The sequence below is a fragment of the Pseudomonas sp. Irchel s3a10 genome, assembly GCF_900187525.1.
GTDB lineage: Bacteria > Pseudomonadota > Gammaproteobacteria > Pseudomonadales > Pseudomonadaceae > Aquipseudomonas > Aquipseudomonas koreensis_G.
Genome location: NZ_FYDR01000003.1, coordinates 322,533 through 335,850 on the forward strand (window position 1 = coordinate 322,533; position 13,318 = coordinate 335,850).

General features: G+C 59.7%; 12 protein-coding genes. 3 read left to right on the forward strand and 9 right to left on the reverse strand.

All coding sequences use genetic code 11. The features are described from left to right. Positions 1–583: 583 nt before the first annotated feature. Together CKW11_RS11445 and CKW11_RS11450 are read left to right on the forward strand one after the other, a co-directional pair. Positions 584–1,960 carry a glutamine synthetase family protein gene (locus CKW11_RS11445; RefSeq protein WP_095137602.1) on the forward strand — a complete coding sequence of 459 codons (1,377 nt, stop codon included), beginning with the start codon at positions 584–586 and terminating at the stop codon, positions 1,958–1,960. A 248-nt stretch (positions 1,961–2,208) separates the two neighbouring features. Beyond that, a complete protein-coding gene (locus tag CKW11_RS11450) occupies positions 2,209–2,841 on the forward strand; it encodes a TetR/AcrR family transcriptional regulator (RefSeq protein WP_095137603.1) in 633 nt (210 codons plus the stop codon). Positions 2,842–3,002: 161 nt separating this feature from the next. On the opposite strand, the gene CKW11_RS11455 is transcribed toward CKW11_RS11450, so the two are convergent. The 8 genes from CKW11_RS11455 to CKW11_RS11490 form a co-directional block, all read right to left on the reverse strand. After that, positions 3,003–3,218, reverse strand: coding sequence for a molybdopterin-binding protein (locus CKW11_RS11455; RefSeq protein ID WP_007967989.1), 216 nt, complete (start codon positions 3,216–3,218; stop codon positions 3,003–3,005). A 33-nt stretch (positions 3,219–3,251) separates the two neighbouring features. Then, positions 3,252–4,058: an aliphatic sulfonates ABC transporter ATP-binding protein gene (gene ssuB, locus CKW11_RS11460; protein WP_095137604.1), complete on the reverse strand. Its 807-nt coding sequence runs from the start codon at positions 4,056–4,058 to the stop codon at positions 3,252–3,254. Further along, positions 4,055–4,837: an aliphatic sulfonate ABC transporter permease SsuC gene (gene ssuC / locus CKW11_RS11465; RefSeq protein ID WP_095137605.1), complete on the reverse strand. Its 783-nt coding sequence runs from the start codon at positions 4,835–4,837 to the stop codon at positions 4,055–4,057. Before ssuC ends, ssuB begins: the two co-directional genes overlap by 4 nt. Before the next feature lie 8 nt (positions 4,838–4,845). Further along, positions 4,846–5,994: an FMNH2-dependent alkanesulfonate monooxygenase gene (ssuD, locus tag CKW11_RS11470; protein WP_047596660.1), complete on the reverse strand. Its 1,149-nt coding sequence runs from the start codon at positions 5,992–5,994 to the stop codon at positions 4,846–4,848. A gap of 25 nt (positions 5,995–6,019) precedes the next feature. Continuing rightward, positions 6,020–7,000 (reverse strand): sulfonate ABC transporter substrate-binding protein, encoded by a 981-nt coding sequence (locus tag CKW11_RS11475; RefSeq protein WP_095137606.1) that lies wholly within the window; start codon positions 6,998–7,000, stop codon positions 6,020–6,022. A gap of 89 nt (positions 7,001–7,089) precedes the next feature. Continuing rightward, a complete protein-coding gene (gene ssuE, locus CKW11_RS11480; protein WP_095137607.1) occupies positions 7,090–7,683 on the reverse strand; it encodes an NADPH-dependent FMN reductase in 594 nt (197 codons plus the stop codon). Between the two features lie 331 nt (positions 7,684–8,014). Then, entirely contained in the window at positions 8,015–8,653 is a 639-nt protein-coding gene (locus CKW11_RS11485) for a peroxiredoxin (protein ID WP_095137608.1), read from the reverse strand. Between the two features lie 296 nt (positions 8,654–8,949). After that, positions 8,950–10,305, reverse strand: a complete 1,356-nt coding sequence (locus CKW11_RS11490; RefSeq protein ID WP_095137609.1) for an OprD family porin — start codon at positions 10,303–10,305, stop codon at positions 8,950–8,952. Between the two features lie 364 nt (positions 10,306–10,669). Here CKW11_RS11490 and tauA point away from each other — a divergent pair, with 364 nt between their 5' ends. Continuing rightward, positions 10,670–11,665 (forward strand): taurine ABC transporter substrate-binding protein, encoded by a 996-nt coding sequence (tauA, locus tag CKW11_RS11495; RefSeq protein WP_095137610.1) that lies wholly within the window; start codon positions 10,670–10,672, stop codon positions 11,663–11,665. A gap of 125 nt (positions 11,666–11,790) precedes the next feature. Here the strand turns inward: tauA and argA are convergent, their stop codons facing one another. Continuing rightward, on the reverse strand, positions 11,791–13,089 hold the full coding sequence (gene argA / locus CKW11_RS11500; protein WP_095137611.1) for an amino-acid N-acetyltransferase: 1,299 nt from the start codon (positions 13,087–13,089) through the stop codon (positions 11,791–11,793). Between the last annotated feature and the right edge of the window lie 229 nt (positions 13,090–13,318).

A 13,318-nucleotide genomic window follows, 5' to 3' on the forward strand; every position in this document is an offset into this window, starting at 1 on the left:
CGCTGGCGTTGCATTTCCTGTGCACATTCAAGGCGTGCAGAATCATGAGCACGGCTCGGGGAGCGGCACAGGCTTTGGGACTCAAAGAGATCTATATTGGAAGAGGACGCCATAAACAGAGTGCTTTGCCGTACGTCCAGAATAACGGACGCTGGCGTTCTGGCTATTGTCGCCGAGAACATCGTCAACAGACCGCGAACCATGCTGGCTGCGCTACGGACGGATTTGTCGCCACTGATGTGATGAGCATGCAGACCGGACTGTTGCGAGCAGTCGGTGATGCCGATTAACGGCAGGCGAGACATGAAGCACCCCGGTATTATTGCTGTTATGGGTTTGGTCGGAGCTTAGCCTTGTTCATTTTTTTACACAACACCCCCGTAAAAAATACAACACGGCCTGCTCAAGCCCGCGGGTGCCAAGTGTTTCAAGGACAAAAAACCGCCCCAAAGTGCCCCATAAATGCCCTTGCAGCGCTTTTTTAGGGCAAAAAAGGCCTCGCTTGACTTCGGCAGGCCGTTCGGGTTGACTGAAACCAGAAAAGATCAATGATTGATATTTTTAACAACAAAGGTGTTGCATCATGTCGGTACCCCCGCGTGCCGTTCAGCTTAACGAAGCGAACGCGTTCCTTAAGGAACATCCTGAGGTTCTGTACGTTGACCTTCTGATTGCGGATATGAATGGTGTGGTGCGCGGCAAGCGCATCGAACGCACCAGCCTCCACAAGGTTTACGAGAAAGGCATCAACCTGCCGGCCTCTCTATTTGCTCTGGATATCAATGGTTCTACGGTGGAAAGCACCGGCCTGGGTCTGGACATCGGCGACGCCGACCGGATCTGCTATCCAATCCCCGATACCCTGTGCAACGAGCCATGGCAGAAGCGCCCTACCGCGCAACTGTTGATGACCATGCACGAACTCGAAGGTGACCCGTTCTTCGCCGATCCGCGCGAAGTGCTCCGTCAAGTTGTTGCAAAGTTTGACGAGCTGGGCCTGACCATCTGCGCAGCCTTCGAGCTGGAGTTCTACCTGATCGACCAGGAAAACGTGAACGGTCGTCCACAGCCGCCACGCTCGCCGATCTCCGGCAAACGCCCGCACTCGACTCAGGTCTACCTGATCGACGACCTCGACGAATACGTCGACTGCCTCCAGGACATTCTGGAAGGCGCCAAAGAGCAAGGCATCCCGGCCGACGCCATCGTCAAGGAAAGTGCCCCGGCGCAGTTCGAAGTGAACCTGCACCACGTCGCCGACCCGATCAAGGCCTGCGACTACGCGGTACTGCTCAAGCGTCTGATCAAGAACATCGCCTACGACCATGAAATGGACACCACCTTCATGGCCAAGCCGTATCCGGGCCAGGCAGGCAACGGTTTGCACGTACACATTTCGATCCTGGACAAAGCCGGCAAGAATATCTTTGCCAGCGAGGATCCCGAGCAGAACGCCGCGCTGCGTCACGCGATCGGCGGTGTGCTCGAGACCCTGCCGGCGCAGATGGCTTTCCTCTGCCCGAACGTCAACTCCTACCGTCGCTTCGGCGCGCAGTTCTATGTACCGAACTCGCCGTGCTGGGGCCTGGACAACCGCACCGTGGCGATCCGCGTACCGACCGGTTCTGCCGATGCCGTGCGTATCGAGCATCGTGTAGCCGGTGCCGACGCCAACCCGTACCTGCTGATGGCTTCGGTCCTGGCCGGTGTGCATCACGGTCTGGTGAACAAGATCGAACCGGGCGCTCCGGTCGAAGGCAACAGCTACGAGCAGAACGAACAAAGCCTGCCGAACAACTTGCGCGATGCCCTGCGCGAGCTGGACGACAGCGAGGTGATGGCCAAGTACATCGATCCGAAATACATCGATATCTTCGTCGCCTGCAAGGAAAGCGAGCTGGAGGAGTTCGAACACTCCATCTCCGACCTTGAGTACAACTGGTATCTGCATACCGTGTAAACGGATTGCGATCAGATAAAACGCCGTTGGCTGTCGTAGCCCGCGGCGTTTTTTTATGGCCCGTTTTTGATCTGAATGGCCGCCTGCGGCGGTTCGGGAGCAAGCTCCCTCCCACAGGGGATCTCAGCGAATGGGGATCTTTTGTACGCAGAAGATCAACTGTGGGAGGGGGCTTGCTCCCGAAGGCGTCCTGGCAGACAACACACGGCTCGGCTCGTACAATGCCCGCTGCCCCGCAGGAGACTTCCATGACGCGTCCCGCCCCCGTCCGCAAACCCCGCGCCCGCAGCCAGGCGCGCATCGACTCGATACTCGACGCCGCGCGTACGCTGCTGGCCGCCGAGGGTGTGGCCAGTCTGTCGATCTACAGCGTCGCCGAACGCGCGCAGATTCCACCCTCCTCCGTGTACCACTTCTTCGCCAGCGTCCCGGCACTGCTCGAAGCGCTGACCGCCGACGTGCATGCGGCGTTTCGCGCCTGCCTGCAAGCGCCGATCGACCACGACGCCCTGCGCGACTGGCGTGACCTGTCGCGACTGGTCGAAGAGCGGATGCTGGAGATCTACGACGAAGACGCGGCGGCCCGCCAGTTGATCCTCGCCCAGCACGGCCTGACCGAAGTGACCCAGGCTGACCGCCAGCACGACATCGAACTCGGCGACCTGATGCACAAGCTGTTCGACCATCACTTCGAATTGCCGCGACTGCCGAGCGATGTCGATGTGTTCGCGCTGGCGATGGAACTGGGCGACCGCGTGTATGCGCGCTCGGTGCAGCAGCACGGGCAGATCACGCCGCGCATGGCCGAGGAAGGGATGCGGGTGTTTGATGCTTACATCGGGCTGTATTTGCCGCCGTATCTACCCAAGAGAGTTCTGTAGCGAGTTCACCGGCCTCTTCGCGAGCAAGCCCGCTCCCACATTTGGAACGCGATCCCCTGTAGGAGCGAGCCTGCTCGCGAAGGCCGCACCGCAGTTTTCAGATCAGGCACAAAAAACCCCGAAGGGCTCACGCCTTTCGGGGTTGTTTTTTACTCACTGGCTTACAACTTGGCGATCGACACCTCGGTGGATTTCACGAAGGCGATCACTTCGCTGCCCACCGCCAGTTCCAGCTCCTTGACCGAGCGGGTGGTGATCACTGAAGTGACGATACCGGAAGCGGTCTGCACGTCGATTTCCGACAGCACGTCGCCGAGAACGATCTCCTTGATCGAGCCTTTGAACTGGTTGCGCACGTTGATGGCTTTGATAGTCATGGCTTTGATTCCTGTCGTTGGATGTAACTTGAGTTATTGCGCCCAACGCAATTGCGTAGGCAGTGGTGAAACAGGTTCCGGCTCCGGCGGTTCGCCGGGCAGGGACAGAACACGGTTGAGCACTTCGGTTTCCAGCGCCGCCAGTCGATGCGATCCGCGCACTCGCGGACGCGGCAACTCCACTTGCAGATCGAGACCGACTTCGCCGTCCTCGATCAGAATCACCCGGTCGGCAATCGCCACCGCTTCGCTGACGTCGTGGGTCACCAGCAGCACGGTGAACCCATGCTTTTGCCAGAGGCGTTCGATCAGTTGCTGCATCTCGATCCGGGTCAGCGCATCCAGCGCACCCAGCGGCTCGTCGAGCAGCAGCAGGCGCGGCTGGTGAATCAGCGCCCGGGCCAGCGCCACACGCTGCTTCTGCCCACCGGACAAGGCGGCCGGCCACTCGTTGGCGCGATCGGCCAGCCCCACCGCTTCCAGCGCTTCCAGTGCTTGCGGGCGCCAGTTGCCTTTAAGGCCGAGGCCGACGTTGTCGATGATCTTTTTCCACGGCAGCAGCCGGGCTTCCTGGAACATCAGCCGGGTGTCTTCCCGCGCATCGCTCAGCGGTGCGGCACCGGCCAGCAGGTCGCCGCCAGTCGGTTGATCGAGGCCGGCGAGCAAGCGCAGGAAGGTGCTCTTGCCGCACCCGCTGCGCCCGACCACGGCGACGAATTGCCCCGCCGGAATGTGCAGGTCGATGTCGCGCAACACCTGCCGCGCGCCAAAGGTTTTCTGCAGGTTGCGCACCACCAGCGGAATCCCGCGCAGCAGGCGTGGAGGTTGTTGAGCGGTCATGCCGCACCTCCCTTGGCAACCTGATAGGCCGGATGCCAACGCAGCCACACACGCTCAAGTCCACGGGCCGCGAGGTCGGCAAGTTTGCCGAGTACCGCGTAAAGCAGGATCGCCAGCACCACCACATCGGTCTGCAAAAACTCGCGGGCATTCATCGCCAGATAGCCGATGCCGGAGCTGGCGGAGATGGTTTCGGCAACGATCAGCGTCAGCCACATGAAGCCCAGCGCAAAGCGCACACCGACCAGAATCGAAGGCAACGCACCCGGCAGAATCACCTGCCAGAACAGGCTGAAACAGGACAGGCCGTAACTGCGCGCCATTTCCACCAGCGCCGGATCGACGTTGCGGATGCCGTGATAGGTGTTGAGGTAGATCGGGAACAACGTGCCCAATGCGACCAGGAAAATCTTCGCCGACTCGTCGATGCCGAACCACAGGATTACCAGCGGAATCAGCGCCAGGTGTGGCACGTTGCGGATCATTTGCACCGAGCTGTCGAGCAGGCGTTCACCCCATTTCGACAGGCCGGTGATGAAGCCCAACACCAGACCGATGCTGCCGCCGATGGTGAAGCCCAACGCCGCGCGCCAGCCACTGATTGCCAAGTGCGTCCAGATCTCGCCGCTGCGCACCAGACTGACGCCGGCCTCGATCACCGCCACCGGTGCCGGCAGGATCCGCGTCGACAACCAGCCGGCCGACACCGACAACTGCCACACCGCCAGCAAGAGCACCGGCAACGCCCAGGGCGCGAGGCTGTGAATGATTTTCTTCATGGCGCGCCTCAGCTCTGCGACGCGGCTTTGGGAAGAATGTCGTTGGCCACCATCTCGCCGAACGGGCTGACGTAACCGGCGCTCTTCGGCAGTTCCGGGCGCTCGATGTCGAGGTGCGGGAACAGCAGTTCAGCGACGCGGTACGACTCTTCGAGGTGTGGATAACCGGAGAAGATGAAGGTGTCGATACCCAGATCCGCGTACTCCTTCACGCGGGCGGCCACAGTCGGGCCATCACCGACCAGCGCGGTACCCGCACCGCCACGCACCAGACCGACGCCGGCCCACAGATTCGGGCTGACTTCGAGGTTGTCGCGACTGCCGCCGTGCAGCGCGGCCATGCGTTGTTGACCGACCGAATCGAAACGCGCCAGCGACGCCTGCGCACGTTTGATGGTGTCATCGTCCAGATGCGAGATCAGCCGGTCTGCCGCTTGCCAGGCTTCGGCGTTGGTTTCGCGCACGATCACATGCAGACGAATGCCGAAACGCACGGTACGCCCGAGCCTGGCGGCTTTGGCGCGCACTTGTTCGATCTTTTCGGCGACGGCGGCTGGCGGCTCGCCCCAGGTCAACACCATCTCGACCTGTTCGGCAGCGAGATCCTGCGCCGCTTCCGAGGAGCCGCCGAAGTACAGCGGCGGACGCGGTTGCTGAATTGGTGGATAAAGCAGCTTGGCGCCTTTCACGCTGATGTGTTCGCCGTCGTAATCGACGGTTTCACCTTCCAGCACTCGACGCCAGATGCGGGTGAATTCCACCGAGGCCTGATAACGCTCTTCGTGGTTGAGGAACAGACCATCACCGGCCAACTCTTCCGGGTCACCGCCGGTCACCAGGTTGAACAGCGCACGACCGCCGGACAGACGATCCAGGGTCGCTGCCTGTCGCGCCGCCACCGTCGGGGAAATGATCCCGGGGCGCAGGGCGACAAGGAATTTCAGACGCTGGGTCACCGGGATCAGCGACGCGGCGACCAGCCACGAGTCTTCGCAGGAACGGCCGGTGGGAATCAGCACGCCGCCAAAGCCCAGACGATCCGCCGCTTGCGCGACCTGTTGCAGATAACCGTGGTCAACGGCGCGAGCGCCTTCGGCGGTGCCAAGGTAATGGCCGTCACCGTGGGTAGGCAGGAACCAGAAGATGTTGAGGCTCATGGAGTGGTCTCCTTGGGGATTCGATTTACTGGGTTTGGCTAACCGAGCTTTGGGCCACAGCGGCCGGTGGTGTCCAGATCACATCCTTGATGCTCAACGGCTTGGGAATCAGCTTGAGCTGGTAGAAGGCGTCGGCGATTTTCTGTTGCGCGGCGACTACTTCCGGGGTCAGGAACAGCGCACCGTAGCCCTGGCGCTTCACCGAGGTCAGGGTGATGTCCGCCGGCAGGCCGAGCAGTGGCGCGACCTGTTGGGTCACGTCTTCAGGATTGGCTTTGGACCACTCGCCGACGGCGCGCACTTCTTCGACGAGGGTCTTGATCACCTCGGGATTTTTCTGCGCGTAAGGTTTGGTCGCGAGGTAGAACTGATGGTTGTCGACGATGCCTTTGCCGTCACGCAGGGTGTGCGCTTGCAGCTGTTTCTCGGCAGCGGCCTGGTACGGATCCCAGATCACCCAGGCATCGACGCTGCCACGCTCGAACGCAGCGCGGGCATCGGCCGGCGGCAGGAACACGGTCTGGATATCGGAGTATTTGAGGCCGGCATCTTCCAGTGCGCGCACCAGCAGGTAGTGCACGTTGGAGCCTTTGTTCAGGGCGACTTTCTTGCCCTTCAGATCCGCCACCGATTTGATCGGCGAATCTTTCGGTACGAGGATCGCTTCGCTGTTCGGCGCTGGCGGTTCGTAGGCGACGTAGAGCAGATCAGCGCCGGCAGCCTGAGCGAATACCGGAGGGGTTTCGCCGGTAACACCGAAGTCGATCGAGCCAACGTTCAGGCCTTCGAGCAGCTGCGGGCCGCCGGGGAATTCAGTCCATTGCACGTCCACGCCTTGTGCGGCCAGACGCTTCTCCAGAGTGCCCTTGGCTTTGAGCAGCACCAGCGTGCCGTATTTTTGATAACCGATCCGTAGAGTCTCGGCCTGAGCTTGAGTAATGGCGCCGAAGGACACAGCCGCAGCAAACAGAGCGACCAGACCACGACGCAAAAATACAGGGCGCATAGCGCTCTCCTTTTTGCAGTTGGGTTTTGGCTGCACCTGCTTGGCCGTTAGCGGCTGAGTAAGGTGAGTGGAGCAAATTCGGGTGAAGCTCAAATGCTCCAGCGAGCACTCAATAAACGTTCATTCAACAGGCCCGGCTCCAGCGGTTTCGGCCGGCGGGCCATGGCACTGACAAACTGATCCAGCGCTTCGTACAGACGCTGTTCCAATGCCGGTGCCAGTTGCGCCTGGGCACTGCCTTCGCCGTAAGCGATCTGGCTGTCCTCGGCGAAAATGCCCTGGAGCATTTCCTGGGCCTTCAACGCCGATAGCACTGGCTTGAGCGCGTAATCGACTACCAGCATGTGGGCGATGCTGCCGCCCGTAGCCATCGGCAAAACGATCTTGTGGTTCAGGGCGCGTTCCGGCAGCAGATCCAGTACGGTTTTCAGCGCACCGGAAAACGAGGCCTTGTACACCGGCGTGGCGATCAGCAAGCCATCGGCGTTTTCAATCTGCGCCAGCAGGTCGAGCACCTTCGGGCTGTCGAAGCGGGCGTGGAGCAGGTCTTCGGCCGGGAAGTCCCGCACCTGATAACTCACCACTTCCACGCCTTGCGCCTGCAACCAGCGTTGCGAGCGCTCGAGCAACACTCCTGAGCGGGAGCGCTGGCTAGGACTGCCACCGAGTGAGACGACCAGCATTCAGACGATTCCTTGCGTGTTACAGGCGATTCGCGGGTTGCGATCTCGCTTCGATGGGAGTGACCTTACCAGCTGATTTATATATCCATAAATCATATTTATTCATTTGGTTATGCGTTTAAGAGATATGCGATTTGCTTTGTTGCGGGCAAAAAAACAGGCCGTGAAAACGGCCTGAAATCCCCTGCTTTGTGGTTCTGAATTCTCAATTGTGTGTTGCCTGGACTGACGCCTTCGCGAGCAAGCCCGCTCCCACAGGGGAACGCATTTCAAATGTAGGAGTGAGCCTGCTCGCGATGACGGTGGTGGCTACACCGCCAATCTCACTGATTCACTTGTTCGGTTGCGGCGTCAGGCGCAGGTACGGCTTCACCGCGCGATAACCTTTGGGGAAGCGCCGCTTGATCTCGTCTTCGTCCTTGAGCGACGGCACGATCACCACTTCTTCACCGTCCTGCCAGTTGGCCGGGGTGGCCACCTTGTAGTTGTCGGTGAGTTGCAGCGAATCGATCACCCGCAGGATCTCGTGGAAGTTGCGCCCGGTGCTCGCCGGGTAAGTGATGGTCAGGCGGATCTTCTTGTTCGGATCGATCACGAACAGCGAGCGCACGGTCAGGGTGTCGTTGGCGTTCGGGTGGATCAGATCGTACAGATCGGAAACCTTGCGATCGGCGTCGGCCAGGATCGGGAAGTTGACGATGGTGTTCTGGGTTTCGTTGATGTCTTCGATCCACTTGTGGTGCGAGTCCACCGGATCGACCGACAGCGCGATGGCTTTGACGCCACGCTTGGCGAACTCGTCCTTGAGCTTGGCGGTGAAGCCCAGCTCGGTGGTGCACACCGGGGTGAAGTCGGCCGGGTGGGAGAACAGCACGCCCCAGCTATCGCCCAGCCACTCGTGGAAACGAATCTTGCCGGCGCTGGAATCCTGTTCGAAGTCGGGGGCGATGTCGCCAAGTCTGAGGCTCATGGTGCTGCTCCTGATGAGTTGTTGGAGAACTCAACTGTAGCTCGGGATTCAACATCATGAAAAAGAATAAATAAGTAGATATTTAGAATCTAATTGAATATTAAACATCGTTCACTGGACGCTCGCCGTCATCGCGACGAACATCGTCCTCAAGGTTCGAGAAGGCCTTGAGTAGCTGCAAAAGAGGGAAATCTCGGGAAGGGCTTACGGGGGTGAGCCTGACTCGAAAACGCAAAAGCCCCGTCCGGCGCGATGCCGGACGGGGCTTTTTTACATCAGCGAATCGAAGCGCGCTATTACAGCAGCGGGATCGAGTAGCTGAGGATCAGGCGGTTTTCGTCCTGGTCGCGAACACCGGCGATGTTGGTACGCCAGGTAGCGTTTTTCCACATGAAGCCAACGTTTTTCAACGGGCCTTCCGGCACGACGTAACCGATGGTCAGGTCGCGTTCCCACTCGGAGTCACCATTGCCGTTTTCACGACCAGCGGAGTTTACGGTGTCGATGTTGTCGCCACGCAGGTAAACCACACCGGCTGTCAGGCCTGGTACGCCGACTTTGGCGAAGTCATACGAGTAGCGAGCTTGCCAGGTACGTTCGCCGGCACGACCGAACTTCTGGATCTGCATATCGGTGATGGTGTAGTTCGACGAACCGTCGCCCTGGTTCAGCCAAGGGAAGTCACTGCTACCGTTGGAAACCTGATAGCCACCACCGAAGGTGTGACCTTCAACGGTGTACAGGAACAGGCCGCTGTACAGATTGTTGTCGACTTTACCGCGACCGCTGGCAACACCGCTGTAGTTACCGCTGCTGTAGTAAGCAGGCGTGTTGCCGTTGGCGCCGTCGTCGGAGCTGTTGAAGTAACGGAAATCGGACTTCAGCACGCCCGGGCCGATTGCCCAGTTGTGAACCAGACCCAGGAAGTGTTGCTTGTAGAAGTCTTCCAGGTTGCCGTAGTAGTACTGGGCAGTCAGGTCTTTGGTGATTTTGTAGTCACCACCGGCGTAGATGAACTTGTTGCTGTTAACGGTGCGCGGTGCCGCGCCATTGATGGACAGCGACTCCGTGTTGCTGGAGTTACGGCCTTTGGCGTGTTCGATCTGACCACCGACCAGGGTCAGGTCCTTGATGTCGCCGGATGTGATCTGGCCACCCTGCCAGGTTTGTGGCAGCAGACGACCATCGTTAGTCACGATGACCGGGTTCTTCGGCTGCAGGGTACCCAGCTTCAGTTCAGTCTGGGAAATCTTGGCTTTAGCAGTCAGGCCCAGGCTGGAGAAGTTATCAACCGCTTCACCATTGGATTCGCTTGGGAAAACAGTGCCACCGTAAGCGGTACCAGGTCGGCCATTAGAAGCAACGTTGCCGTTGGTGCCGCCGCCCGAATCCAGACGTACGCCCAGCAGGCCGATGGCGTCGATACCGAAACCGACGGTGCCTTGGGTGTAGCCGGAAATGAATCGCAGATCGAAGCCTTGGCCCCATTCTTCGTTGCGACTTGGCTCGGCAGCACCGCTACGGTTATCAGTGTTGATGTAGAAGTTACGCAGGCCCAGAGTGGCTTTGCTGTCTTCGATGAAACCGGCGGCGCCTGCCTGCTGCGCCATAACCCCTACGGCCACAGCCAGGGCCAAGGTGGACTTGTTCATGTAAAGCTCCTCTCGTTTCTAATTCTTGTGTTCCTGGCCCGGGGTCTGATGCCCTGGATCCTAAGATGCGCGATTAGCGCCAGACCGTGACTGACAAGTCAATCGTAACCTTGTGTGTCTACGACCAAGGTCTAATCGCAGTGATTTGGTCCGTGCAGAGTAAAGATTTCCTGATAAACCCAAAAAGAATTTATTCATTCTTTTTCATATCATTCGGGAATATGGCCACTATCTCGCCATCTTCGCCCGGATACAACGTATCGGCGACTAAGCTCATTCCTAAATGGTATTTGTTAGCCTTTTTTTAGATCGATTAGCTTTGGCGCAACCCCAAATCGTCAAACCCTATCGAAAAGGCGACGCCATGATGGCCAAACGCGCACTATCTAGTCAATTTGTTACAGTTTGTGTGTCAGCACTGATTTGTTTTTCCGCGCACGCTGGCAACCTCACCATCGGTTATCAAACCGGGATCGACCCGAGCAAAGTGCCCCAGGCCGACGGCGTCTACGAGAAAACCCTCGGCGAGAAAATCGACTGGCGTCGCTTCAACAGCGGCCCGGAAGTTGTGACAGCCATTGCCTCCGGCGATGTGCAGATCGGCAACCTCGGTTCCAGCCCGTTGGCCGCCGCGGCTTCGCGAAACCTGCCGATTGTTGCCTTTATTGTTTCGGCGCAGATCAATGCCGCCGAAGCGTTGGTGGTACGCAATGGCAGCGGGATCAACACCCCGCAGGATCTGGTCGGCAAGACCATCGCCACGCCCTTTGTTTCCACTTCCCACTACAGCTTGCTCGGTGCACTCAAGCACTGGGGCCTGGACACCAGCAAAGTCAAAGTGGTGAACCTGCAACCAGCGGAAATCGCCGCAGCATGGAAGCGTGGCGATATCGATGGCGCGTTTGTCTGGTCGCCGGCACTGGGGGAAATCCGCAAGACCGGCAAGACCCTGACCGATGCCGCGCAGGTTGGTCAGTGGGGTGCACCGACCTTCGAAGTCTGGGTCGCGCGCAAGGACTACGCCGAGAAGCATCCTGACGTCGTCGCGAAATTCGCTAAAGTCACGCTGGATTCATTTGCCGATTACGCGGCGCATAAAGACAGTTGGACGGCTGACTCGGTGCCGGTGCAGAAAATCGCCAAATTGACCGGTGCCAATGCTGCCGACGTCCCGGAACTGCTGGCCGGTTCAGCCTTCCCGGATGCCAAGGCACAGCAATCCACCGCACTGCTGGACGGCGGCACGGCGATGGCGATTGGTGAGACGGCGAAGTTTTTGAAGGAACAAGGCAAGGTCGAGACGGTGCTGCCGGACTACTCGCCTTACGTCAGTGCGAAGTTTGTAACCGAAAACAATTGAATATGTGGCGAGGGGATTCATCCCCGATGGACTGCGCAGCAGTCCCCCTGCTTTTGGTGAAGCGGGGGCCGCTGCGCGGCCCATCGGGGATGAATCCCCTCGCCACAAAAGTCCCTCGGTAATCTTCAGAGGGTCTTTTCGAAGATCTTCGAGTTACGCTGATAGTTGTACAGCGACGCCCGCGCCGCCGGCAGGCGCTCGACGCTGCTAGGCTCGAAGCCACGTTCGCGGAACCAGTGCGCGGTACGGGTGGTAAGAACGAACAGAGTCTTCAACCCTTGCGCCCGGGCACGGGTCTCGATGCGCTCCAGCAGCTCATCGCCGCGACCACCGTGACGGTACTCCGGATTCACTGCCAGGCACGCCAGTTCACCAGCGTCCGAATCGGCAATCTGGTACAGCGCCGCACAGGCGATGATCATGCCTTCACGCTCGACCACGCTGAACTGCTCGATCTCGCGCTCCAGCACTTCACGCGAGCGACGCACCAGAATCCCTTGCTCTTCCAGCGGACTGATCAGGTCGAGCAAACCGCCGACGTCTTCAATCGCCGCCTCGCGCACCAGTTCGAATTGCTCCTGAGCGACCAGCGTACCGCCACCGTCGCGGGTGAACAGTTCGGTCAGCAGCGCGCCATCTTCGGCATAGCTGACGATATGGCTGCGCGCCACGCCACCACGGCAGGCCTCGGCGGCGGCATCCAGCAGTTCCGCCTGATAGTTGCTGCCCAGACGTGCCAGATGCGCCGGCACCTGTTGCGGACGCAGTTCGCGCACCAGTTTGCCGTTCTCGTCGATCAGACCGAGGTCGGCGCCGAACAGCAGCAGCTTGTCGGCACCGAGGTCAATGGCGGCGCGGGTGGCAACGTCTTCGCAGGCGAGGTTGAAGATTTCCCCGGTCGGCGAGTAGCCCAGCGGCGACAGCAGCACGATCGAACGCTCGTCGAGTAGACGATTGATGCCCTTGCGATCGACCCGACGCACTTCGCCGGTGTGGTGATAGTCGACGCCTTCGAGTACGCCGATCGGCCGCGCGGTCACAAGGTTGCCGCTGGCCACCCGCAAGCGCGAGCCCTGCATCGGCGACGAGGCCATGTCCATCGACAGCCGCGCTTCGATAGCGATACGCAGCTGACCGACCGCGTCGATCACGCACTCCAGCGTCGCCGCATCGGTGATGCGCATGCCGTGGTGGTAGTGCGGGGTCAGGCCGCGAGCGGCGAGGCGGGTTTCAATCTGTGGACGCGAACCGTGGACCAGCACCAGACGCACACCGAGGCTGTGCAACAGCACCAGGTCGTGGACGATGTTGCCGAAATTCGGATGCTCCACGCCGTCGCCGGGCAGCATGACAACGAAGGTGCAGTCGCGGTGGGCATTGATGTAAGGGGACGCGTGACGAAGCCAATTGACGTATTCGGGCATGAACCTGGGCCTGTAATAAATAGCAGCCGGAAATAAGGGCGAAACGGAAAACGCACAGCGGGCTGATGGTTATGGTCGGAACAGGCTTGGCGACACGCGCGCTCTCCTCATGAATACGGGTTGGGGTGCTGGCAATTTACAGCGTTTGGTCTGACAAAACACCGTCCCCCCTGTGGGAGCGGGCTTGCTCGCGAAAGCGGTGTATCAGGTACATCGATGTCGACTGACT